Source organism: Burkholderia sp. DN3021 (assembly GCF_049805555.1).
Classification (GTDB): Bacteria; Pseudomonadota; Gammaproteobacteria; order Burkholderiales; family Burkholderiaceae; genus Burkholderia; species Burkholderia pyrrocinia_C.
In genome coordinates this window covers 1-23,266 of sequence record NZ_JBNCAB010000103.1, presented here as the reverse complement: position 1 = coordinate 23,266, position 23,266 = coordinate 1, and the positions used below count along the sequence as shown (strand labels likewise).

21 protein-coding genes and 2 pseudogenes are annotated in these 23,266 nt (G+C 69.7%); 10 read left to right on the top strand and 13 right to left on the bottom strand.

Features of this window, described 5'->3' with window-relative positions; all coding sequences use genetic code 11:
• Window positions 1–54 precede the first annotated feature (54 nt).
• A complete protein-coding gene (locus tag ACPUER_RS32055) occupies window positions 55–483 on the top strand; it encodes a TadE/TadG family type IV pilus assembly protein (protein WP_425133058.1) in 429 nt (142 codons plus the stop codon).
• Window positions 476–1,516, top strand: a complete 1,041-nt coding sequence (locus ACPUER_RS32050) for a TadG family pilus assembly protein (RefSeq protein WP_175958791.1) — start codon at window positions 476–478, stop codon at window positions 1,514–1,516. Before ACPUER_RS32055 ends, ACPUER_RS32050 begins: the two co-directional genes overlap by 8 nt.
• On the opposite strand, the gene ACPUER_RS32045 is transcribed toward ACPUER_RS32050, so the two are convergent.
• Both ACPUER_RS32045 and ACPUER_RS32040 read right to left on the bottom strand, forming a co-directional pair.
• Window positions 1,480–2,742: a glycosyltransferase family 87 protein gene (locus ACPUER_RS32045; protein ID WP_425133057.1), complete on the bottom strand. Its 1,263-nt coding sequence runs from the start codon at window positions 2,740–2,742 to the stop codon at window positions 1,480–1,482. The genes ACPUER_RS32050 and ACPUER_RS32045 overlap by 37 nt on opposite strands.
• A gap of 14 nt (window positions 2,743–2,756) precedes the next feature.
• Window positions 2,757–3,833, bottom strand: coding sequence for a glycosyltransferase family 2 protein (locus tag ACPUER_RS32040; RefSeq protein ID WP_425133056.1), 1,077 nt, complete (start codon window positions 3,831–3,833; stop codon window positions 2,757–2,759).
• 181 nt (window positions 3,834–4,014) lie between these two features.
• Here ACPUER_RS32040 and ACPUER_RS32035 point away from each other — a divergent pair.
• Window positions 4,015–4,242 (top strand): annotated as a pseudogene (locus tag ACPUER_RS32035) (phage protein NinX family protein); the annotation flags it as partial.
• Window positions 4,243–4,286: 44 nt separating this feature from the next.
• On the opposite strand, the gene ACPUER_RS32030 reads toward ACPUER_RS32035, so the two are convergent.
• Together ACPUER_RS32030 and ACPUER_RS32025 are read right to left on the bottom strand one after the other, a co-directional pair.
• Complete coding sequence (locus ACPUER_RS32030; protein ID WP_425133055.1) at window positions 4,287–5,276, bottom strand: ABC transporter substrate-binding protein; 990 nt, start codon at window positions 5,274–5,276, stop codon at window positions 4,287–4,289.
• A gap of 155 nt (window positions 5,277–5,431) precedes the next feature.
• Window positions 5,432–6,310 (bottom strand): LysR substrate-binding domain-containing protein, encoded by an 879-nt coding sequence (locus tag ACPUER_RS32025; RefSeq protein WP_425133054.1) that lies wholly within the window; start codon window positions 6,308–6,310, stop codon window positions 5,432–5,434.
• Between the two features lie 100 nt (window positions 6,311–6,410).
• Here ACPUER_RS32025 and ACPUER_RS32020 point away from each other — a divergent pair, with 100 nt between their 5' ends.
• Complete coding sequence (locus ACPUER_RS32020; protein ID WP_425133053.1) at window positions 6,411–7,973, top strand: MFS transporter; 1,563 nt, start codon at window positions 6,411–6,413, stop codon at window positions 7,971–7,973.
• On the opposite strand, the gene ACPUER_RS32015 is transcribed toward ACPUER_RS32020, so the two are convergent.
• Together ACPUER_RS32015 and ACPUER_RS32010 are read right to left on the bottom strand one after the other, a co-directional pair.
• Entirely contained in the window at window positions 7,926–8,123 is a 198-nt protein-coding gene (locus ACPUER_RS32015; RefSeq protein ID WP_244137174.1) for a DUF1090 domain-containing protein, read from the bottom strand. The genes ACPUER_RS32020 and ACPUER_RS32015 overlap by 48 nt on opposite strands.
• A gap of 50 nt (window positions 8,124–8,173) precedes the next feature.
• On the bottom strand, window positions 8,174–9,322 hold the full coding sequence (locus tag ACPUER_RS32010; RefSeq protein ID WP_175958797.1) for a LysR family transcriptional regulator: 1,149 nt from the start codon (window positions 9,320–9,322) through the stop codon (window positions 8,174–8,176).
• Window positions 9,323–9,771: 449 nt separating this feature from the next.
• Here ACPUER_RS32010 and ACPUER_RS32005 point away from each other — a divergent pair, with 449 nt between their 5' ends.
• Window positions 9,772–10,023: a hypothetical protein gene (locus ACPUER_RS32005; RefSeq protein ID WP_175958798.1), complete on the top strand. Its 252-nt coding sequence runs from the start codon at window positions 9,772–9,774 to the stop codon at window positions 10,021–10,023.
• A 208-nt stretch (window positions 10,024–10,231) separates the two neighbouring features.
• Complete coding sequence (locus tag ACPUER_RS32000; RefSeq protein WP_310140237.1) at window positions 10,232–10,786, top strand: DUF3005 domain-containing protein; 555 nt, start codon at window positions 10,232–10,234, stop codon at window positions 10,784–10,786.
• Between the two features lie 66 nt (window positions 10,787–10,852).
• Here ACPUER_RS32000 and ACPUER_RS31995 read toward each other — a convergent pair whose 3' ends face one another.
• Window positions 10,853–11,617, bottom strand: a complete 765-nt coding sequence (locus ACPUER_RS31995; RefSeq protein ID WP_175958800.1) for a DUF4397 domain-containing protein — start codon at window positions 11,615–11,617, stop codon at window positions 10,853–10,855.
• 273 nt (window positions 11,618–11,890) lie between these two features.
• Window positions 11,891–13,198 (bottom strand): MFS transporter, encoded by a 1,308-nt coding sequence (locus tag ACPUER_RS31990; RefSeq protein ID WP_175958801.1) that lies wholly within the window; start codon window positions 13,196–13,198, stop codon window positions 11,891–11,893.
• A 543-nt stretch (window positions 13,199–13,741) separates the two neighbouring features.
• On the opposite strand from ACPUER_RS31990, the gene ACPUER_RS31985 reads away from it, so the two are divergent.
• On the top strand, window positions 13,742–14,188 hold the full coding sequence (locus ACPUER_RS31985; protein WP_096474695.1) for a MarR family winged helix-turn-helix transcriptional regulator: 447 nt from the start codon (window positions 13,742–13,744) through the stop codon (window positions 14,186–14,188).
• Window positions 14,189–14,213: 25 nt separating this feature from the next.
• On the opposite strand, the gene ACPUER_RS31980 is transcribed toward ACPUER_RS31985, so the two are convergent.
• The 5 genes from ACPUER_RS31980 to ACPUER_RS31960 all read right to left on the bottom strand — a co-directional run bounded on the left by ACPUER_RS31980 (window position 14,214) and on the right by ACPUER_RS31960 (window position 20,004).
• Complete coding sequence (locus ACPUER_RS31980; protein WP_425133052.1) at window positions 14,214–16,499, bottom strand: molybdopterin cofactor-binding domain-containing protein; 2,286 nt, start codon at window positions 16,497–16,499, stop codon at window positions 14,214–14,216.
• Window positions 16,500–16,644: 145 nt separating this feature from the next.
• On the bottom strand, window positions 16,645–17,298 hold the full coding sequence (locus ACPUER_RS31975) for an isochorismatase family protein (RefSeq protein WP_425133051.1): 654 nt from the start codon (window positions 17,296–17,298) through the stop codon (window positions 16,645–16,647).
• Window positions 17,299–17,317: 19 nt separating this feature from the next.
• The gene (locus ACPUER_RS31970) at window positions 17,318–18,358 is read right to left on the bottom strand and encodes a 2,5-dihydroxypyridine 5,6-dioxygenase (RefSeq protein ID WP_425133050.1); all 1,041 of its coding nucleotides are present in this window, start codon (window positions 18,356–18,358) and stop codon (window positions 17,318–17,320) included.
• 35 nt (window positions 18,359–18,393) lie between these two features.
• Window positions 18,394–19,224, bottom strand: a complete 831-nt coding sequence (locus ACPUER_RS31965) for an alpha/beta fold hydrolase (RefSeq protein WP_425133049.1) — start codon at window positions 19,222–19,224, stop codon at window positions 18,394–18,396.
• 27 nt (window positions 19,225–19,251) lie between these two features.
• Window positions 19,252–20,004 (bottom strand): maleate cis-trans isomerase family protein, encoded by a 753-nt coding sequence (locus ACPUER_RS31960; protein WP_059646041.1) that lies wholly within the window; start codon window positions 20,002–20,004, stop codon window positions 19,252–19,254.
• A 298-nt stretch (window positions 20,005–20,302) separates the two neighbouring features.
• Here ACPUER_RS31960 and ACPUER_RS31955 point away from each other — a divergent pair, with 298 nt between their 5' ends.
• The 3 genes and pseudogenes from ACPUER_RS31955 to ACPUER_RS31945 form a co-directional block, all read left to right on the top strand.
• A complete protein-coding gene (locus ACPUER_RS31955; RefSeq protein ID WP_175958806.1) occupies window positions 20,303–21,460 on the top strand; it encodes an FAD-dependent monooxygenase in 1,158 nt (385 codons plus the stop codon).
• A gap of 174 nt (window positions 21,461–21,634) precedes the next feature.
• Window positions 21,635–22,138, top strand: coding sequence for a 2Fe-2S iron-sulfur cluster-binding protein (locus ACPUER_RS31950; RefSeq protein ID WP_310140215.1), 504 nt, complete (start codon window positions 21,635–21,637; stop codon window positions 22,136–22,138).
• A pseudogene (locus ACPUER_RS31945) lies at window positions 22,128–23,266 on the top strand (cytochrome C); the annotation flags it as partial. The gene ACPUER_RS31950 and the pseudogene ACPUER_RS31945, both read left to right, overlap by 11 nt.

The following is a 23,266-nucleotide window of genomic DNA, read 5'->3' as shown; positions in this document are numbered from 1 at the left end:
GTCGGGCGCGGCGCTGGAGTCGGGCGTCGCGCCGCCGGGAGCGGGGGCCGCAAAATGACACGCGGGGCGACGGGCGCCCGCCGCGCGCGCGGCGTCGTGTCCCTCGAGTTCGTGCTGATGCTGCCGTTCCTGCTGATGGTGCTGATCGGGATCATCGACACGAGCATGATCCTGTGCGACAAGGCCGTCATCACGAACGCGAGCCGCGAGGCCGCGCGCGCCGGCGTCATGCTGCGCGTGCCGATGCTGACCACGACGCAGATCGCCAACGTCGCGCAGACCTACATGCAGAACAGCCTGATCACCGGCGGCACACCGACGACGCCGGCCGTGACCGTGACCCAGGCGAACGGCACGACGTCGGGCACCGCGCTGACGGTGACGGTGACCTACACGTATTCGGGGCTGGTGCTCGGTTCCGCGTTCAGCGCGCTGACCGGCCCGGTGACGGTCTCGGCCACCTCGGTGATGCTTTATGAATGACGCGGGCGACACGCGCGCTCCCGGCCCCGCGCGGCAGCGCGGCTCGATCGCGCTGTTCTTCCTGCTGTTCCTGATTCCGCTGCTGTCGTTCGGCGCGCTGGCGATCGACGTCGCGTGGGTGGCCACGGTGCGCAACCAGCTGCAGAACGCCGCCGACGCGGCCGCGCTCGCGGGGGCCGACGCGATGATGTCGCCGAGCGGCGGCGCGCTGAACTGGTCGCAGGCCGCGCCGGCGGCAAACGGCGTGATCGCGCAGAACTCGGCGGCCGGCGCCGCGCTGTCGACCGGCACGGTGACCACCGGCTACTGGAACGTGACGCGCAGCCCCGCATCCATGCAGGCGACGACCATCACGCCCGGCGCGTACGACGTGCCGGCCGTGCAGGTCACCGTGACGCGCGCGCCGGGCGTGAACGGCGGCTCGATTCCGCTGCTGCTCGGCGGGCTGCTGGGGATTCCCGGCGCGTCCGGCAGCGCGACCGCGGTGGCGGTGCTGGCCGCGCCGGGCGGGGTGGCGGCCGGCGGACTGTTTCCGGTCGCGATCGACCAGTGCGTGTACAACCAGTACTGGAACGCGGCGACCAACCAGCCGCTGATCAATCCGCTGACGGGCCAGCCGTACGAGTTCTCGATCACGAACGGCCAGACCTACGGCACGCTGTGCATGGGCGGGCAGTGGACGTCGTTCCAGTCGACGGCGACCGACACGACGACGATGGGCGGGCTGATGGTGACCGGCAACCCGACGACGCTCAATATCGGCGACAGCATCTACCTCGCGACCGGCGTGAAGGCGACGCTCTACACGTCGGTGCCGATCGGCACGACCGTGGTGCTGCCGGTCGTCACGCAGACGTCGACCAGCACCTACGTGCCGATCGTCGCGTTCGCGGCGTTCCACATCGACGTGTCGCTCGGGGGCACGTACAAGTACATCCAGGGCCACTTCGTCGCCGGCGTGAAGATGACCGGCGTCGCGACCGGCGTCGGTCCATACTACGGCGTGTACGTGCCGCCGCGGCTCGCGCTGTGAGCGCCGGACCGCGCGCGGCGCAGCAGCGCGAGGAGGGCGGCGAGCGTCACGGCCGGGCCGATCTGCGGCAGCTGCAGCCACGGGTTCAGGTATTCGTAGAGCGGCAGCGCCCACATCAGCGCGATCGTGGCCTGCTCGCCGCGCAGCCAGCCGTCGCGCCAGCCGGTCGCCAGCATGCAGGCGATCGCGACGCCGAGCCACGCGAGCTCGTAATGCCACACGTACGGGTTCGCCGCGAGCGTCGCGGCCGCCAGCACCGCCGCGCGCACGCGGGTGTCGCGCGAGCGCGCCCACGCGATGCATGCGGCCGCGATCGCGGTCGCCGCGACGCAGGCGTGCGCGGCATACGCGGCGCCGAGCGGCAGGCCGGCGAGGCGAAACGCCGCGAACGGCGTCGGCGACGCGAACCAGAACATCACGCCATGCTCGAGAATGAGCGCCCGCGCGAGCCCCGTGTTGGCGACGAACAGGCGCAGCGACTCGACGCCGCATACCAGCACGCTCAACGCGCCTAACGCGGCGGTGGCGAGCGCGGCCCATGCGATCGTGCGCCACGCGCGCGCGGCGACCAGCACGAACGGGAACAGCAGCGCCATCTGCGGCTTGACCGACAGCAGGCCGATGCAGAGGCCTGCCCACATCGGCCGCCGGTCGGCCCAGTAGACGGCCAGCGCCGCGCACGAAGCGGTCAGGAACGCGTTCTGCCCGAGCATCGCGGTGACGAACACGCACGGGGCGCCGACCAGCGCGAACGCGCCGACGCGCCGCACGCCGGGCGTCGCGCCGAGGCCCGACACACGCCACGCAGCGAATCCGAACACGACGATGCCGAACGCGACGAACAGCGGATAGCCGATCGCAAAGGGCAGCAGTGCGAACGGCGTCACGAGCAGCAGGTAGGTGGGCGGGTACAGCCAGGCGACGAGGCCTTCGCTGCGGAAATACGGGAACAACGCGGCCGCCAGCCGCGAGAAGGTCGGGAAATCGTACGCCTGCCATGGCGCGCCGTGCAGCATCACGTACGACGCCGACCAGAACACCGAGTAGTCCGCACCCGGGCTCGCGATGGCGGTGCCGGGCGTGTAGCGGATCACGTACGCCCAGATCGCCAGGAACAGCGCGTGGAACACGAGCACGAACGCGCTGTACGCGACGACGCGTCGGGGCGTCAGCCACGCGCGGACGGGGCGCTGCGCCGAGCGCATCGATTGCCGGGGAATGTCCATGCGCCGCGTGCCGGTTACTTGACGGAGATTTTCCTGGCGGCGTGGCCGGCGCCCGCGGGTGTCGCCGGCCGGCGGTGGGCCGCATGCGCGCGCTTGAGCGGGAACTGCAGCAGTTTCGACGCCGGATGCGCGGCGGCGTCCCGTTCGGCGCGGTAGCGCCACCGCACCAGATAGACCGGGCGCTGCTTCGACTCGTGATAGATGCGGCCGAGGTATTCGCCGATCACGCCGATGCCGACCAGCTGGATGCCGCCGATGAACAGCACGACGGAAATCAGCGACGCGTAGCCATGCACCGGGTTGCCGAGCAGTAGCGTGCGCACGACGATGAACGCGCCGTAGACGAGCGCGAGCATCGCGAACGTGAGGCCGACGTAGGTCCACACGCGCAGCGGCACCGTGCTGAAGCTCGTGATGCCTTCGAGCGCGAAGTTCCAGCGCTTCCATCCGGAGAACTTCGACCGGCCGCCGCTGCGCGGCGCGCGCGTGTATTCGACGATCGCGGTGCGAAAGCCGACCCACGCGAACAGGCCTTTCATGAAGCGTCGCCGCTCGGGCAGCGCGCGCAGCGCGTCGACGACCTGACGGTCCATCAGCCGGAAATCGCCGACGTTCTCCGGCATCTCGACTTCGGAGAGCCGGTTGTGCACGCGGTAGTAGAGCGCGGCGGCCAAGCGCTGCATCAACGGATCGCACATGCGGTCGGTGCGCTTCGCGGCAACGACCTCGGCGCCTGCGAGCCAGCGCTCGACCATGACGGGGATCAACGCGGGCGGGTCCTGCAGGTCGGCGTCGATCAGGATTACCGCAGCGCCGGCTGCTTCGTCGAGTCCGGCGGTGAGCGCGGCCTCCTTGCCGAAGCGGCGCGTGAGATCGACGACGCGCACGCGCGGGTCGCCGGCCATGACCTCGAGCAGCCGGTCGAGCGTGCGATCGCGGCTGCCGTCGTTGATGCAGACGATCTCGAAGCGGACCGTGTCGAGCGACTCGAGGACGGGCAGCGTTTCGGCAAAGAATGCGTCGATCGTTTCGTCTTCGTCGTGAAACGGCACGACGAGCGAGACCAGCGGCTTTCTGGCGTGCGTGGGCATGCGTCCCCCGAGAGATCCGGCCTGCGCTGCACCGTATGGATCCGGTTGTCGTCCACCGCAGGCCGGACGACAGGCATTACGATCATTGTAGGCAGAAATCGGCGATTCGTAATACCGATGCGCGGGTTGCGAGGCGGGCTGTTGCGCCGTCGGCGGCGCATGCCGGGCGATCCGCGAGACGGACGGCGGCCAGCTCGTCGAGCGGCTGCCGTTCGCCGCGTTCGAGCGCGACGGCGGGCGCGGCGCGTGGCGGGCCGTGCTGCATCGCGCGGTGCCGGCCGCGGGCGAGCGCTGCACGTTCAACCAGTCGGGGCCGACGTTGCTGATCGCCGCGATGCGCACGCTCGTCGCGTCGACCTTCGGCGACGACGTGCCGGATCTCGACATGTCGAAACCGAGCCGAGCGTAGCCCGTCGCGTTGCAGCGCCCGGCGCTCGTGGCGCCTCCTGCCTTCTATCCGGCGGACAGATTCCGGATCGCGATCGACGCGACATCGACGCGCCGCGGCAGGATCGCATCCGCCGCCGCGCGATCGGCCACGCGCTGCAGCACGTCGATGTCGGCGCCGCTGAGGCTGCGCTGCGCGAGCGCCGCCCGGCGCGCGATGTCGGTGGCCGCGTCGGGCGGCAGGCGCGTCAGCGAAGCATAGACGGTCGCGTAGTCGGCCGGGTGCGCGAGCGCCCATTGGCCCGCGCGGGTCAGCCGTGCGAGCACGTCCGCGAGCGCCGCGCGTTTCGCGCGGTCGTCGAGGGTGTCGACCGGCGACGTGAGGAACGCGAGCCCCGAATTGATGCCGCTGCCGTCGCGGACGATGCGCGCGCCGCGTCGTACCGCATGGCCGTAGTACGGGTCGAAGGTCGCCCAGATGCCGATCCGCCTGGCCTCGAACGCGGCGAACGCATCGACGGGCAGCACGAAACGCACGTCGACGTCGCGCGGCGCGAGGCCGTGTTCGCGCAGCGCGCCATACAGCTGATATTGCGAGATGCTGCCGCGCGCGGACGACACGACGACGGTTTGCCCTTTCAGGTCGGCGACGGTGCGGACCGGCGAGTCGGGCTGCACGACGATGCCGAGCGACGCCGGCGAGCCGACGCGCGTCGCGACGATCCGCAGCGACGGATCGCCGAGCGCGGCCGTCAGCACGGGCAGGTCGCCGGCCGGCGCGAGATCGATCGCGCCCGCGCGCTGTGCCTCGAACAGCGGCGCGGCGCCCTGGAAATTGGCCCAGCGGAACCGGTACGGCGTGTCGTCGAGCACGTGTGCGGCTTCGGCCAGCGCGCGCAGGCCGCCGGCCTGGTCGCCGAGCACGAGCGTGACGCCCGACAGGTCGGCGCCGGCCGCGCGGGCGGGCAGTGCGATGCCGCCGGCGAGCGGCGCGGCGGCGAAGGCGGCAAGACGCTGCAGCACGCGGCGGCGTGCCGTGGCGGAAGAAGGGTTCATCGGCGGCATGTCCTCGGTGATCCGCGCGCGTGCGGCGCGGCTGCCGGGCAGGTTACGGAATCGGTTTCCGGCCGACAAACATCGAATCGTGAAATGCATATTCGCGCGGCGACGGCCGGGGCGGCCGATCGCGACGCCCGACGCGCGCGGGCGGCTTATGCGGCTGGCGAAACCGTGCGCAGGAACGCCCGCACCGCCGGCGCCTTTTCGAACCGCCGGTGCGCGAGCGCGAGTTCCGACATGATCGGCTTGCCGGCGATCGGCCGGTACACGACGCCCGGCAGTGACACGCAACCGGCCAGCGCATCGGGAATCACGGCGACCCAGCCGTTCACGGACACGCACGCGAGCACTGCGAGCAAGCCGCCCGGCCGCGCGGCGATCACCGGCGCGAAGCGGCCGCGGCGTGCGACTTCGAGCGTGCCGCGCTCCTGTTCCGGTACCGCGAAGCGCGCGTCGGCGAGGTCGGCCGCGCGCACGGCCGCCATCGACGCATAGCGCGAATCGGCCGGCACGGCCGCGACGAACACGTCGCGCTGCAGCGTGACGATCCGCAGGCCGCCGGGCAGCGGCAGCGGCGGGCGCACGTACGCGAGGTCGAGCCGGCCCGCGTCGAGCTGGTTCGCGACATCGTCCATCGGCACTTCGCGCAGGTTCAGCTCGATGCGCGGGTGTGCGGCGCGGAACGCGCCGACCGTGCGCTGCAGCGTGCCCGAATAGACGGCGGACGATACGTAGCCGATCTCGATCCGGCCGAGTTCGCCGCGCTCGGCCAGCGCGGCGAGTTCGCGGCCGCGCTGCAGGTGCTCGAACGCGGCGCTCGCCTCGGCGAGATAGGCCTCGCCGGCCGCGCTCAGCGTTACCGCGCGGCGCGACCGGTGAAAGAGCCGCACGCCGAGCACGCGTTCGGCTTCCTGGACCTGCCGCGTGAGCGCGGGCGGCGCCATGTCGAGCGCGTCGGCCGCGCGGGCGAAATGCAGGTGCTGCGCGACGCTCAGGAATGCGCGCACGTGACGGAATTCGAGCCGGTCCATGATTGCAATTTTCGTCAATAAAACAGCATCCGAGTGTCAATGACAGGCAATACCGGGCAAGCCTAGCATACGGCTCGTTCATCCTGCTCAGGAGTTGCCGATGTCCCAGTCCTCACCGGCGTCGCGCGCGACCGCCGCCGCGCACGCGGGCGCCCGCATGCCGGCCGCCGCGACGCTTGCCGTTGCGTCGGCGACCTGTTCGCTGATCGTGCTCGATACGAACGTCGTCGCCGTGTCGCTGCCGAGCATCGCGCGCAGTTTTCATGCGAGCTTCGCCGATATCGAATGGGTCGTCAGCGCGTACATGACCGCGTTCGCCGCTTGCCTGTTGCCGGCCGGCGGGCTCGCCGACCGTTTCGGGCGCAAGCGGATGCTGGGCGCGGGGCTCGCGCTCTTTTTTCTCGCGTCGCTCGGCTGCGGCATCGCGCCGTCGGCCGGCTGGCTGATCGCCGCGCGCGCGCTGAAGGGCGGCGGCGCCGCGCTGCTGCTGACGGCCGCGCTCGCGGTGATTGCGAATCGTTTTCCGGATGGCCGCGAACGGGCGCGCGCGTGGGCGATCTGGGGGATGTGCATGGGGATCGCGACGGCGATCGCGCCGCTCGTCGGCGGCGCGATCACGCAATGGATCGGCTGGCGCTGGGTGTTCCTGCTGAACCTGCCCGTCTGCGCGCTGCTGGCAGTGGGCGCGCGCGTCGCGATCGACGAATCGCGCGATCCGCACGCGAAACGCGTGGACGCCGCCGGCAGCCTGCTGTTCGGCGCAGCGCTCGCGTGCGCGATCGCGGCGCTGATCGGCGCACCGGCGCACGGCTGGCTGTCGGCCGCGACGCTCGGCCAACTCGCGCTCGCCGTCGCGCTGTTTGCCGCGTTCATCGACGCCGAGCGCTGGCAGGCGCGGCCGATGATCGATCTCGCGCTGTTCCGCCAGCCGCGCTTCGTCGGCGCCGTGCTCGCGATGTTCGGCTATGCGGCGTGCGCACAGGTGATGATGACGTTCCTGCCGCTGTACCTGCAGAACGCGTTCGGGATGTCGGCGATCGACGCGGGCCTCGGGATGCTGCCGTTCGCGTTCGCGATGATCGCCGGGCCGTCGCTCGGCGCGGCGCTTGCCGCGCGCGCATCGTCCGGCGGCGTGCTGGCGGGCGGACTCGCGCTGATCGGCGCGGGCAACCTCGCGACCGCGGCGCTGACCGCCAGCGGCGACTACCGGCTCGTCGCGATCGGCATGTTCGTGACGGGTTGCGGCGCAGGGATCATGAACGGCGATACGCAGAAGGCGATCATGGCGTGCGTGCCGCCGGACCGCACGGGCATGGCGTCGGGCATCAGCACGACGACGCGCTTCTCGGCGATCGTGACGGCCGTCGGCGTGCTCGGCGCGGTGCTGGCGGCGAGCACGCATGCGCGGCTCGACCGGCTGCTGTCTGCCGCACCCGGCCTGCGCGCGTTCGCCGACGCGCCGTTCATGTCGAGCCTGCTGGCCGGCGATCTGGCGCAGGCGCTCGACCGCGTGCCGCCGTCGGCGGCCGGCGCGCTCGCACAGGCGGCGCCCGTCGCGTTCGCGAGCGGGTTTGCCGATGCGCTGACGGTGAGCGGCGTGCTCGCGCTCGTTACGTCAGTCGTTGCATACAAGTTGCTTGCGCAACCGATGCGCGATGCGTAGCGGGAAGGTAGGCATGTTTGATGATCTCGCGCCACGGTTGATGCCACATACGGCGCGCGCGAGCCGGCCCGCGTCCGTGCAATTCGCGCTGATTTTCTCCAGCGCCGCCTGCTGGTGCATTGCCTGCCGCGTATTGCCGTGCTGCTTCACGTAGTCGATCTGCGTCTGCAGCGCGGATGCGCGTCGCGCAATCCCGCGGTTCAGTGCGATTTCGTTGTGTGGCGCTGATGACGCGCGGCGCGTGCGACGAGCGGCCGGCGCGAGGCGCGGCAGTGCGTTGCCTTGCGTGCTCGCGGCGGACGGAGCGGCTCCGGCGCGGGCGTCGCCGGTACGGTTGCGGCCGCAACCGCTGCAACCGCCGGCAGCGCGGCCTCGGCGTCGAGCCAGCCGCGCGTCGCTTCGGCGATCAGCCCGCGCAGCCAGCGCACGCCCTCGACGCACGATCCCGATTCGTTCCACGTCATCCGGTACACGATATCGGGCGGTTCGACCGGCAGCGCGACGGCGGCGAGCGGCAGCAGCTTCGCGTAGTGCCGTGCGAGCCGGTACGTGGTGGTCAGGATCATGTCGGAGCGCACGAGCGCATGCGCGGCGAGTTCGAAGTGCGGCAGCGTGACGACGATTCGCCGCTGCAGGCCCACGCGTTCGAGCTGCCGATCGATCGCGCCGGACGCTTCGAGCCACGACGGCGTCGGGCACAGCTGCGGCGCTGCCGCGAAGTCGGCGGTTGTCATCGCGCCGCGCCGCGCGAGCGGGTGCGTCGCGCGCATCAGGCATACGACGCGGTCGTCGAACAGGTCGTCCTGCCGGAACCGCGACGAGCGGGCCGGGCGATTGTCGATCACGACGTCGAGTTCGCCGTCGGCGAGTGCGCGCTCGTCGTCGAAGCCGTCGCCGAGCGGATGGAACACGAGCTGCGCGTTCGGCGCGCGCTCGCGGAACAGCGCGACGAGCTTCGGCACGAACAGCACGTTCAGATAGTCGGGGCAGCCGATCCGGTAGGTGCGCACCGACGTGCGCGCGTCGAACGTCGGCTGCTGGATGCGGATGAAGTCGATCACGCGCAGCGCGTTGCGCAGCGGTTCGATCAGCCGCGCACCGAACTCGGTCGGCACCATCCCGTAGCGGCTGCGCACGAGCAGCGGATCGCCGAGCAGCGTGCGCAGGCGCTTGAGCGCGGCGCTCGTCGCCGGCTGCGACATGTTCAGGCGCACGGCCGCACGCGACACGGTGCGCTCGGTCAGCAGCACGAGCAGGATGCGCATCAGCCGTGCATCCAGTACGTCGAGCACGTCCGTGGCGGCGGACGCGTCGCGGGGCAGGGCGTTCGGGTCTATTGGGTCCCGCATGCCGATACGCCTCCCGGCGGCACAGAGCCCGAGCGCGAGCGCGACGCGGCAGCCGGCCGGCAGCCCGTCATTTTGCGAAGGTTCCCGGCCAGCCGACGATCCGCTTCGGGCTCGGCGCGGGGTCGCGCGTCGCCGTGTCGATGCGATGCGTCGTCCGCGCCGGGCACGAGGCCCGGGCGGTGAGTGGCTTCCAGTTGCACGCCGTTGTCTCCTTCCATGTGCGGGGCGCGAAGCCGGCAGCGTATACACGCTGCGCCGGCCGGCCGCCGTGGACCTTATGTCCCGGATTTGTTCGCGAGTATGGGTGGCCGGCGCGATGATGGGAAATTAAATATTCGGCTGGGCGTCATTTGAAAAATGAATGGAATGTTGTCGGCGGAAGCGGCCGGGCGCGGCATGCGAATTGCTCGTCAGCGGGTTCCATCCACATCGACATCAGCGGAGGTGTCATGCAGCGATATTCATTTCGTCATGTATCGCGAGCCGTCTTCGCCGGCATCCTGATCGCGGGCCTTGCGGCAGGCGCGGGTTGCCAGAAGAAGAGCGACAGCGGCGGGGCGAGTTCCGAGTCGAGCGCAACGAGCGGCATGTCGGCCGCGCCGTCTACCGCACCGTCGGGCATGCCGGGCAGCGGAGCGGCCGGAGGCGCCGCGAGCATGCCGGGCGCGGCTTCCGCGCCGGGCGGCGCGAGCGGCGGCTGACGGGCGGCTGAACGACTGGGCGGACGGCGCGCAAGCCGCGCGCAAGTGCGCCGTTCGCGGATCGAGTGCCGTGCGGGCTTCGCACGTGCGCCGGGTGGCGCGCGTGTGTGCGGCCGTGCGCATGAAAGATTTGCAAGGACCGTTGTAGCGATTCCAGGACCGGCGGCGCCGGCTCGAGCCGGCGCACGCCGGCCGGACAGGAGGTGCGATGCAGAATGCGGAATCGAACCCTGACCCGCAAAAGCAGCGGGAACAGATCGAGAAGAGCCCGGTAAAGACGCCGGCGGCCGGCGACATGCCCGACGCGGCGACCCAGGCCGCCGAGGTGGCGCGGCGCCCGCTGACGCCGGAGGCGGTCGCGGGGAAAATGCCGACCGGCCTGCCGCCGATCGACGTCGGCGCGCACGCGGTCGACAGCGGAGACCCTGTGCGGCGCGCGGCCGGCCGGATCGTCACGCTCGACAACGCGAACATGGCGATGACCGACAACACGGTCGACGTCGACGGCAAGGGCATGGAAGCGGCCGCGGGCGCATCGGAGTGGCACGACAACGTGATCCATTCGAATGCGTCGCTCGACGACGCGGTCGATACGCCCGATGAAGGGCTCGGCGGGATCGAGAGCCGCCCGTCCGGCAACCTGCCGCAGATCGCGACGCGGCCGGGCTGGCGCGTGCGCCATGTCGGCGATGTCGATATCGCTGTCGAGCACGGCACCGTTACGCGCGCCGAGCATGTGATCCGTCTCGAGCGGGTCGACTGACGCCGAGGCTGGAGATCATCCGGCGGCCGGCGCAACCGCACCGGCCACCGCGACCGTTTGGAGCCCTTACTGCGGGCCCAGTTCCTGTGCCGACGTATCGGCGTCGTTGCCCTGTGCAACGAGCACGTGAATGTCGTTCGGCGTCACGTCGCCGATCCCGCCCGACGGAATCGTCAAGAGCAGCCAGTCGGCGTTGTTGTTGATGGTGACCGGCGCGGTCTTGAGGATAGGTGCTTTGCTGCCGGCCGTCGTGACGATCACCTGATAACTGCCGCCATTGAGGTAGATCGAATCCTGCGTCGATGCCGGTACCGCGTTCTGGTAGGCCGCGCCCGCCAGCGTCGGGCTTTGCGTCGAGATGTCGGTGCCGGGCGGAACGACATATACGTCGACGTTCTGCGCGTTCGGCGACGCATTGAAGCTGCGCACGCGCGCCTTGTCCGACAGCAGGCCTTTGTTGTACGGATCGTCGATGACGGAAATCGCCGACGATTTGCTCGGCAGCGCGATCGTCGTGTAGTGATGGCCATTCGCCGCGCTGAACGATTGCGCGGCGATGGTCGTCGTCGTGCCCGAGATGTCGTAGCTCGCGGTCTGCGTGCCCGAGTCGATGTCGTGATAGCGCGTCACGCCCTTGTACGCGACGCCCGACTGGTCGATCTTCGCGTTCAGGTAGTAGTCGAGATTCGGCCCGGCCGGTACCGCGTTGATGAAGCGCGCCTGCGGCTTCGAGATGCCGAGTTCGGTGCCGACGTCGTTGCCGTCGCCGCCGCACGCTGCGAGCACGGAAATGACGGAGCACAGGGCCACCAGTGTTCGTATTGATTTCATGTTGTCCTCTCGTTCAGGAAACCTGCTGGCGATGCGGGAACGCCGCGCTGGATCGCGCGGTGCGCAGCGCAGGTTGGGTGAAGGATGCTGTCCGCCGGGGAGGCGGGCGCGTGGATGGTGCAAGCGATGTGCCTGCGCGGTCGACGGAGGCGGGAAACCCGCGCCCGTGCGCGTGGGGTGGCGGCGCGGGCGCGAAACGAGGGGACGTGCGGCGAACGAGTCTGACGCGGGCGGGTGTAAAAAAGGCAGCGTTGCGGCAGGCGACGCGATGCGTCAGCGGTTCACGAGCTTTGCCGGATACGCGAGCGCGAGTGCGCAGCCGACCAGCATGCACGCGGCGAAGCCATATAGCCCCGCGCTTTGCGAATGAAACGTGTCGCGCAGCCAGCCGATGAAGTAGGTGCTGCCGAACCCGCCGAGGTTCGCGATCGAGCACGCGAACGCGATCCCGCCGGCCGCGGCGGAGCCCTTCAGGAACGTGGACGGCAACGCCCAGACGACCGGCATCGCGGCGGCCGCGCCCGCGTTGATCAGCGAAAACAGCAATACCGTTCCGAGCGTGCCGTGCGACGACGAGGCCGCGATCGCCAGCGCGACGGCCGACACCATGAACGGTACGACGATATGCCAGCGGCGTTCGCGCACACGATCCGAGCTCGCGCCGCAATACAGCGTGGCGAGCACGGCCGCGGCATTCGGGATCACCATCAGCCAGCCGATGTGATACGCGTCCTTCACGCCGGTGTCGCGCAGGATCGTCGGCAGCCAGAAGCTCACCGCATACAGGCCGAGCAGCACGCACAGGTCGATCAGGCCGAGCGCCCATACCTTCGGATCGGAGAAGGCCTTGCCGAGCGCGTGGCTCTTGTTGCCGGACGGATCGGCGTCGAGATTCGTGCGCAGCACCCGCTTTTCGTCCGCGTTCAGCCATTGCGCGGATTCGATGCCGTTGGGCAGCCAGCGCAGCACCGCGAAGCCGAGCAGCACCGACGGCAGCGCTTCGAGCAGGAACAGCCACTGCCAGCCGCCGAGCCCGTGCGTGCCGTCGAACGCGCGCATGATCCAGCCGGAGATCGGGCTGCCGATCATGCTCGACAGCGGCAGGCCGACCATGAACAGCGCGACGATCCGCGCGCGGCGCGCATCGGGATACCACTGCGTCAGGTACAGCAGCACGCCCGGCAGGAAGCCGGCTTCGGCGGCGCCGAGCAGGAAGCGCACGACGTAGAACTGCATCGGCGTGTGCACGAACATCGTCGCACCCGACAGCAGGCCCCACGTGATCATGATCCGCGCGATCCACAGCTTCGCGCCGACGCGCTGCAGCACCAGGTTGCTTGGGACTTCGAACAGGATGTAACCGGCGAAGAACAGGCCGGCGCCGAGCCCGTACACGGTATCGCTGAACTTCAGTGCATCGAGCATCTGGAGTTTCGCGAGCCCGATGTTGATGCGGTCGAGATAGGCCGCGAAGTAGCACAGGCAGAAGAGGGTGATCAGGCGCAGCGTGACCTTGCGATAGAGATTGCCGTGGAGCGCGTCGTCGGGGGAAGCGGCGGCGCTCGGGTGTGCGGTAGACATGGGATTGCCCCTGTTCGAATGTGACGGATGAATGGGTGGCCGATCGACGCGGGAGGACATTTCGCCGCGCACTGGAGCCTGTATATCACGGCAATTAAATAGCGTACACACTAGAAAATACCGAATCGCACAGGCATGAATCCGGCCGCTTGGAGGTAAGCGTTTGCGTGAGAAAAACCGTGCTTTTGATAGGGCTTTGGACGATCGAAAATGCGTGTGGAAATGGCCTGGGAGCGCGCGAAAGCGTGCACAAAATTCGTGCGTATGCGCTCAAAAGTGAAGTGTGTGCGCGAAAGCTTGTCGCAGCGCTCAAATGCACGTGGGGCAGCAGGCTCGGACGCGCGGGGCGACCGTTCGGCGACGGCATCGGCCGGTGATCCGCCGCTGTCAGGCGATCGTCAGGCGATCGTCAGGCGCGATGCGTGCCGGGCGCCGCGAATCCTGATGCACCGCAATGAAGCGGCCGCGCGGTCGCCGGCTGTGCCGAATTGAGGGTGTACACTGCTTGTCTTTCACTTGCATGCGGCACTGGCCTTCACTTTCATGGCGTCTTCCAAGGATTCCTACGACTTTCACGACCAGGTTGGACATCTGCTGCGCCGCGCGTATCAGCGGCACGTGTCGATCTTCCAGGAAGCGATCCCCGATTCGGATCTCACGGCCGCGCAGTTCGTGACGCTGTGCGCGGTCAAGGAACGCCAGGCGTGCTCGCTGAACGACATCGTCAAGGCGACCGCGATCGACCAGGCGACGATCCGCGGCGTCGTCGAGCGCCTGAAGACACGCGCGCTGATCGAGGTGCTGCCCGACCCGAACGACGGCCGCAAGCTGATCGTGCGCGCGACCGCGACCGGGCTCGCGCTGATCGACCGCACGGTGCCGTTCGCGAGGCAGGTGACCGAGCGCACGTATGGCGCGCTCAATCCGGGCGAACGGGTCGCGCTGCAGTTCCTGCTGCGCAAGATGATGGAAGAAGACGGCGAAGCGTGATGCGCGCGCGAGGCGCCGGCCGGGCCTACGCCGCGCCGGCGGTTGCGGGCGCAGCGGCGTCGTTGGCGCTCATCAGCCGGCCGGCCTCGCGCAGCGCGGCGCGCACCGCTTCGGGCGTAAACGGCGGCGCGTAGAACCGCACGCCGGTCGCATCGAACAACGCGTTCGCAACCGCGGCCGGGCCCGGCACCGACGCCGATTCGCCCGCGCCGAGCGGCGGCTCGCCTTGTCTCGGCATCAGCACGACATCGACGTCCGGCACTTCCGCGAACGTCAGGATCGGATAGCTCGCCCATTCGCGCGACGCGACCTTGCCGTTCGCGAACCGCACGCGCTCCTTCAGCGTGCGGCTCAATACCTGGATCACGTTGCCGTGGATTTGATGGCGCACGCCATCCGGGTTGATCATCGTGCCGGTGTCCTGGCCGACCGTCACGCGTTCGATGCGTATCTCGCCCGACACGCGATCGACGCTCAGGTCGACGATCCATGCCGACCACGCCGCGCCGAAACCGGGAAAGCGGCTGTGCACGTAGCGCGCATACGCGACGCCGCGGCCGCGCGCGAGCCGCGCGCCGTTGCGTTCGCGATGCGTGTCCGTCGTGCGCGGCGTCCAGCCCGCGCGGTCGGCCAGGGCCTGCAGCAGTTCGGTCGCGCGCGTGTCCTGCAGGTGGCGCAGCCGGAACGCGAGCGGATCGATGCCGGTCAGCGCAGCGCATTCGTCGACGAACGCATCGTGCGCGAACGAGTTCGGCAACGCCGACACGCCGCGCAGCCACGACGCGCGCACGAGCGGCGCGAGATCCTCGCAGACGAAGCGGCGATGCGGGCTCGCGTACGGCGACACGGCCGTGCGGTCGCCCATCTCGAACACGCGCGGCTCGGGCGCGATCGCGCCGGTCAGCAAGGCCGCGAGCAGCGGCGCGTCGTTCGACGGATAGCGCGTCGTGAAGTCGTAGCCGAGCAGGCGGCCGTCGCGCGTGACGGTGCCGGTCACCTGCATCAGCTGGCCCGCGCCTTTCGGTTCCCACAGATGTTCGTCCGCGCGCGACAGTTGCACGCGCACCGGGCGGCCGACCGCGCGCGACAGCAGCAGCGCGTCGCCGCACACGTCGTCCGCGCCGTTGCGGCCGTAGCAGCCGGCCGCTTCCATCCGCACGACGTCGAAATCGGCTTCGTCGCGCGCGACGAGCGTCGCGAGGTCGTAGCGCAGCGATACGGGATTTTGCGTGCCGGACCATACGGTGATCCGACCGTCGCCCGGTTCCCGGTAGTCGGCAAGCGCGCATGACGGGCCGATCGAGCCGTGCATCTGGAACGGCCACGCATAGGTGCGCGACAGCGTGATCGTGCCGGGCTGCGTGCGCGCCGCGTCGACATCGCCTTCGTCGAGCAGCACGCGGCGCCTGGCCGGCGCGGCGGCGATCGCGGCGGCCGGCTCGTCGAGCGGCGGCAGCGCGGCATGCGGCCGCCACGTCACGCGCAACTGGCGCGCCGCGCGGATCGCATGTTCCTCGCGTTCGGCAACCACGCCGACGAAATCGCCGATCGCGACGACGGCCACCAGCCCCGGCACGTCGGCGACCGACGCGCGATCGACGTCGACGAGCGAGGTGCCGACGAACGGGCCGCTGTCGTGGCCCGCATACGGCGGCCGCACGACACGGCCGTGCAGCATGCCCGGCACGCGCATGTCGTGCACGAACGTGAGCTCGCCGGTCGCCTTCGCGGGCAGGTCGACGCGCGGCGACGATTTGCCGACGATCCGGTACAGCGCGGGATCCTTCGTGAGGGTGTTCAGGTCCAGCGTCAGCGCGATGCGATGCGCGGCGACGAGCGCCGCGAACGTTGCCGTTTGTCCGTCCGCCGAAATGGTCCCGTCGTCGATAACCAGCCGCTCCACGTCGACACCGAACCGCTCGGCGGCGAGCGTCAGCAGCGCGTGGCGCGCCTGCGCGGCCGCGCAGCGCAGCGGCGTCGCGGAAATCTGGATCGTTGCGCTCGCGATGGTCGGGCCCTGATTCGGTGTCGCGGCCGTGTCGCCGAGCACCATCGTCACGCGCGCGGCCGGCACGTCGAGTTCCTCGGCGACGATCTGCGCGAGCGACGTGCGGATGCCGGTGCCGAGATCGACGTGTCCGTTGAACGCGAGGATGCGGCCATCGTCGAGAATCGCGACGAAGACTTCAGGCAGCGCCGGCACGTAGGACGACAGGCTGCCCGGCTGGCCGGGCGCCGGCTTGACGGGTGGCGCGGGCGGGCGGATCACGGTCAGGCAGCCGTCGCGCACGAGCAATTCTGAACGGTTCACGGGGAAGGGGTCCTGTCGGGAGCGGCGCGGCCGGCGACGGTTGTGCCGGAGAGGGTTCGGGCGGCGCGCGTCAGGCCAATCTAGGCCGCCAAAAGCGCAGCGTCAATCGCGGGCGACGCATGCGGCGCCCGCGATCCGTCGCGATTCAGCGCGCGTGTGCGTGCACGGCGTCGATCGCCGCGATCGCGTCGTCGAGCGGCATCACGGCCGCGTATTTCTGCTGCATGTCGAACAGGTTCGCGTCGTGCGGCGCGATCGCGCGATCGCCGACGCAATCGGCGAGCACGAGCGGACGGAACCCGTGCGACATCGCATCGACGACGCTGGCGCGCACGCAGCCGCTCGTCACGGCGCCGGCGACGAGCAGCGTCTGCACCGCGCGCTGCGCGAGCCAGGGGCTGAGTTGCGTGCCGAAGAACGCCGACGGCACGGTCTTGCGCACGACGAGTTCGCCGGCCGCGGGTGTGAGTTCGGGCACGATCGCGCTGTTCGGATGGTGCTCGGTCAGCGTCGCCATGCCGGGCACCTTCAGCGAGAACACGTTGTCGTCGCTGCCGTCGTCCGCGTACACGATGCGGCTGTGCGCGACGGGCCAGCCGCGTTCGCGCGCCAGCGCGAGCGCGCGCGTCGTGCGTGCGATCGCCGGCGCGATGTTGCCGCCGCCGAATGTCGCGGGATCGGCGAAGCCGACCACGAAGTCGACGATCAGCAGGCCGATGTTGCCGTGCGGCGGCAGCGGCGTGCCGAAACCCTGCTGGCGATAGACGTTCGCTTCGGCGTGATGGGAGAGATCGTTCATGGTGTCGGGCGCTCGTCGGTCACGCGGGTTGATCGGTCACGCGGCCGTCGCGCACGACGGTTGCGCCGTCGAGTTCGACCGTGCAGCGGCGCAGCGGGATGTCGATGTGGCAGGTGGTCGTGCGGTTGCCGCCGCCTTCGTTGTTCGGCCCGAGCGAGAACAGGAAGTTGCCCTCGAACGCGCGCGCGTCCATCCCGATCGTCGCCTCGCGGTCGTACAGCCCGAGCGTCGACCAGCGCGCGCGCGGCTGCAGCCCCCAGCCGATATGCGAGATCGCATAACCTTCGGGGTCGGCGAAGGTCTCCATGTAGTCGCGCAGCAGGTCGGCGTCGACGCCGCCTTCGATGCGCGTTGCGTAACCGCCTTCGACGGTCAGCGCGATCGGCTCGCTTACGTAGTGCTTCTGCGGCAGCAGGATGTCGCCGCGATCGATCACGATCGTGCCGCGCGCGGTGCGGTCGTTCGGGTAGGTCAGCGCGAAGCCGCTCGGCCAGTGATCCCAGCGGCCGGGCGCGTCGACGAAGCCGTATTCGGCGGTCGGCGGGAAGTCGCCGAGCGGGCAGGTGAGCGCGGTGCCGGCCGCCGACGTCACGCGCATCTCGCGGGCGGCGGCGATGTGCTTCGCGGCGGCGAGCACGCGCGTGCGGTCGGCCGGCGTCGGCACCATCCGCACGAGCACTTCGGGCGGCTCGACCGCGAGCAGGATCTTCGTGCCCGACTTCAGGATCTCGTGCTGCTCGGGCGAGAACAGCAGCGTCATCAGGTCGAGCACGAGGTCGCTCTCGCGCAGCGCGGCGATCGCGGCCTTGTTGCCGGTCAGCGGCGTCGTGCCGAGATACGCGAGCGGGTCGCGGCTGAACGCTTTCTCGCCGTTGACCGGCGGCAGGTCGAGCCGGTTGACGATCGCGCCCATCGATTGCGTCGCGATCAGCGCGCACGACAGCGTCTGCGGGTGGGTGGCCGCGCTCGTCAGGATCGTGACGGTCTGGCCCGGTTCGAGGCGCGACAGCGTGAGCACCTGCTTCCACGCGTCGATCAGTTGGGTGTCGCTAACTGGCATCGTCGGCTCCGGTAAAGGCGTGAGGGAAAAGGGGATCAGGCCGCGAGCGGCGCGCCGAGAAAGCTGCCGAACGCCGCGTAGAAGCCCGGCGCGTTGTCCCACGGGATCATGTGGCCGGCGTCGGGCACGCGCACATGCCGCATCGACGGCGTCGCGCGCTGCAGTTCGGCGACATCGTCGTCGCGCACCACGTCGCCGCGTTCGGCCGTGATCAGCAGCGATGGCACGGCCAGTTGTGCGGCGTCCGCATGGAAATCGTCGGTATGGAATCCTTCATAGCTCGCGCGTACCGCGCGCTCGTCGCAGGTATGCAGCCACTCGGCGCGCAACTGCAGTTCGGCATCGGTCCAGGTCGAGCAGAACGTGCGCATGCCCTCGGCGTCGGTGCCGGCGCGCGCGAGCGCCATCGAGTCGATGTACCACGGCAGCTTGCCCGGATAGTCGCGGCGGTTCGGGCCCGACACGGGCGGATCGACGAGCACGACGGATGCGAGCCCGCGGATGCCGCGCCGCGCCGCGCGCGCGGCGATCCGCGCGCCCATCGAATGGCCGACGAGGCTCGTGCGCGGCAGGCCGAGCGCGGCGACGAGCGCCGCGATGTCGTCGGCCTGCGCATCGAGGCTGTAGTCGAGCGACGGCGACGCGTCGGACAGCCCGCGGCCGCGCACGTCGAGCACATAGGTGTCGAACGCCGCGCCGAAGGTTTCGCCGACGAAGCCCCAGGTGATCGCGGGGCTCGTGATGCCGGGGATCAGCACGATCGCAGGGCGCGATGCGCGCGCGCCGGTCGCGCCGCCGTAGCGCAGGTAGTGCTGGCGGATGCCGTTCGCGCGGATGTTCGCGCCGTACAGGAAAGTCGAGGGCATGAATGGACTCCGTCGGAAGGGCCGCGTTCAGTACGCGCCGGACAGCAGCGCGCCGGCGCCGGGCACGACCGGCTCGAGGTCGAGCTCGCGCAGCATCGCGTAGGTGGTCGCGATCGCGGCCGTGATCACCGGCTTGCCCGTCATCGCCTCGACCTTCGCGACGGCCGGCAGCGACGGCATCTGCACGCACGCGGACAGCACGATCGCGTCGGCGTCCTGGTACGGCAGCGTTTTCACGATGTCGGGCAGGCGCGCCGGATCGTGACGGCCGACGTCGAGGTTGTCGGGAATTTCCAGCGCGCGATAGTCGAGCACTTCGAAGCCTTCGTTGCGGATGTAGTCGACCACGAGTTCCGTCAACGGCAACATGTACGGCGCGACGACGACGATGCGCTTCGCGCCGATCACCTTCAGCGCGTCGACGAGCGCACCCGCGCTCGTCAGCACCGGTGCCTGCGCGCCGTTGTCGGCCGTGTGCTTCGTCAGGCGCGCCTGCGACACGCGGTGATAACCGTGCCCCATCGCCATGATCGCGACGAGGCACGCGTAGCCGAGCACGTCGACGCGCGCGTCGCTCAATTCGACCGCGCAGCGGTCGGATTCGGCATCCATCGCCGCCAGTTCTTCCTTGACGACCTTCTTCATCCGCATCCGGCTCGAGTGATACGTGAAGCGCTCGGGGCGGATCGTTTCGCGCAACCGCAGCATCGCGGGGATCTCGGTTTCCATCGTCGTGTTGGAACTCGGCACGATCTGGCCGATGCGGTAGGTCTTGCTCATGACGGGAGGCTCCGTGTCGGTAAGGGTGAGGCGGCACGCTGGCGCGAGATCGCCGGATTTCTAGAAAAGTCTAGTGTGTACATTTGAAAATGGCAATGGGTCAAAATGATGCTCGGCGCGTGTTGAGCGTTTTGGTATGCGGATATTCGACGAATTATCGGTATTTTCCCGAATGTGATTGCAGCGATCAACAATCCGCTTGTCCTGAATAAATTGAGTGTGTACGCTAAATAAACGCCATTCAATCCGCCCGTTCTCGCGCCGCGTCAGGCGACGGGCCCACGATCAGGAGATCCGCATGAGCACACCCCGTATCGCAATCATCGGCGCCGGTCTCGGCGGCACGGCCGCCGCGGCGCTGCTTCAGCGCGGCGGCTACGACGTCGCGCTGTACGAGCAGGCGCCGGCGTTCTCGCGCCTCGGCGCGGGCATCCACCTCGGCCCGAACGTGATGAAGATCATGCGGCGCATCGGCTGCGAGGATGCGCTGAACACGATGGGTTCGCATCCGGATTTCTGGTACAGCCGCGACTGGCAGACGGCCGACGTGCTCGCGCAGATCCCGCTCGGCGACTACGCGCGCAAGACCTACGGCGCGAGCTACCTGACCGTGCATCGCGGCGATTTCCACGCATTGATGACGCAGGCGGTGACGCCCGGCACGATCCGCTTCGGTAAGCGGCTCGCATCGGTGGAGGACACCGGCGACGCGGTGCGCCTGACGTTCTCCGACGGCAGCGTCGAGACGGCCGACATCGTGATCGGCGCGGACGGCGTGAATTCGCGGATCCGCGAGCACCTGCTCGGCGCGGAGCCGCCGCGCTATACGGGTTATGTCGCGCACCGCGCGGTGTTCCCGGCATCGCTGCTCGGCAACAAGCCGTACGACATGTGCGTGAAGTGGTGGTCGGAGGATCGCCACATGATGGTCTACTACGTGACCGAGAAGCGCGACGAGTATTACTACGTGACCGGCGTGCCGCAGGCCGAATGGCCCGAAGGCGTGTCGATGGTCGACAGCAGCCGCGACGAGATGCGCGACGCGTTCGCGGGTTTCCACTCTGACATCCAGCACCTGATCGACGTGTCGCCGTCGATCACCAAGTGGCCGCTGCTCGAACGCGATCCGCTGCCGCTGTGGAGCCGTGGCCGCCTCGTGCTGCTCGGCGACGCATGCCATCCGATGAAGCCGCACATGGCGCAGGGCGCGGCGATGGCGATCGAGGATGCGGCGATGCTCGCGCGCTGTCTCGACGAGGTTGGCGCGAGCGACTACGCGGGCGCGTTCGCGCTGTACGAGGCGAATCGTGCGGCGCGCGCGTCGAAGGTGCAGCTCGTGTCGCACAACAACACGTGGCTGCGCACGAACGAGGATCCGTCGTGGGTGTTCGGCTACGACGTGTTCGACGTGCCGCTCGTCTCGCCGTCGCGCAACAACGTGGCGGCTGCGGCCTGACGCGCACGCGATTTCCGCGCCGGCCGGCGCTTCGCCGTCGCGGGGATCGATGCGCCGGAACCCGTGTTTTTCGGCGTGTTATATGTCGTCAGGCGTGCGCCGGCGGGTGCCGGCCGGAGGCAGTGCCCGCCGACGGCCGGCCCTCGGCCCACACGCCGCATTCCGGATCCATTCATGTCCCATCCCGCTTCTCCGTCGCGGCCGCTGGTGTTTCGCGTGAACGGCACGCCGCACACCTTCGACGAGGCCGCGCCCGACGCGCCGCTGCTGCTGCTTCTGCGCAACGACTGCGCGCTCAACGGCCCGAAATACGGCTGCGGGCTCGGGCAGTGCGGCGCGTGCACGGTGCTCGTCGACGGACAGGCGACGCGTTCGTGCGTGGTGCCGGCCGCCGCCGCGAGCGGGCGCGACGTCACGACGCTGGAAGGGCTCGGGTCGCGCGACGCGCCGCATCCGATCCAGCGCGCGTTCATCGACGAGCAGGCCGCGCAATGCGGTTATTGCCTGAACGGGATGATCATGAGCACGAAGGCGCTGCTCGACCGCAATCCCGCGCCGGACGATGCGGCGATCCGCGATGCGCTGCGTTTCAACCTGTGCCGCTGCGGCACGCACCTCGAGATCATCCGGGCCGTGCATCGTGCCGCACGCTATCTGCGGGACGGCGATGAAGCTTGACCTGAGCCCGCCGGTCGAGCAGGAGCGCGTGACGATGCACGAGCCGCGCGACGAAGGCGCCGCCGACGTATCGAATATGCATCACGCACGCTACGAATGGCCGGTCGGCGATACGCGCACGCACGCATCGCTCGATATCGAAACGCGGACTGCGCCCGACGGGCGGATGACGAGCTGGCGTTATCGCGCGCAGGCAGCTAGCGCGGTATCCGCGGTAACGGACGATCTTCACGGTTCAACGGCCGAGGGCACGGATGCCGGCCCCGCATCGCCGTTCGTCTACCGGCACGCGCAGACGTCGATCGAATTGGCCGACGCCGATCGCGCAATCCCCGGCCATGCGCACGTGTTCGCCCGCGAATCCTTCGTCGACGAACTCGCGGGCGCGTTGCGGCGCGACCCGGTCGCGTTGCGCCTGCAGCATCTCGATGCAGCGCGGGATGCGGGGCCGCGCGAGATTATCCGGATGGTCAGCGAACGCGCCGCATGGGGCGCGCCGGTCGCGGCCGACGCGAACGCGCGTTCGCGCGTCAGCGGTCGCGGCTTCGCATTCGATGGCGCCGGCGCGCTTGCGGCACCGTCCGGCGGTGAACCGCCGGCAGCAGATGCCGCACGTGACGGCGACATGCGCTGGTCCGCATGGGTCGTCGATCTCGATGTCGATCGCGCGACGGGCGATGTCGCGGTGCGGCGCGTCGTGGCTGGACAAGGTGCGGGCAAACCGGGCGACGCATCGATGGCCGGTTTGCCCGCATGGCAGATCGAGGTGGCGATTTCGCGCGTGATGGGCGCGCGGTTGTCCGCGCGGCCTGCGCATGACGAGATCGATGCCGGTGCGCAGCCGGACGCGATCGCGCATGAACTGGCTGCGTTCGACGGCGCGGCGCATCGCGCGCACGGCGAGTTGTCCGCGCACGATGCGCGCCGGATCGAACAGGCGGCGGCACCGGCAGCGGCGGCGATTGCCAACGCGCTGTACGACGCGACGGGCGTGCGTTTTCGTGCACCGCCGTTCGATGCCGAGCGCATTCGCGCGGCCCTCGCGCAGCCGGCGCCGGTCGATTCCGGCGACGGGCTGCATGTCGCGCCGCGTCGCGCCTCGCGCTGGCGCCGCTGGCTGGCCGGCGG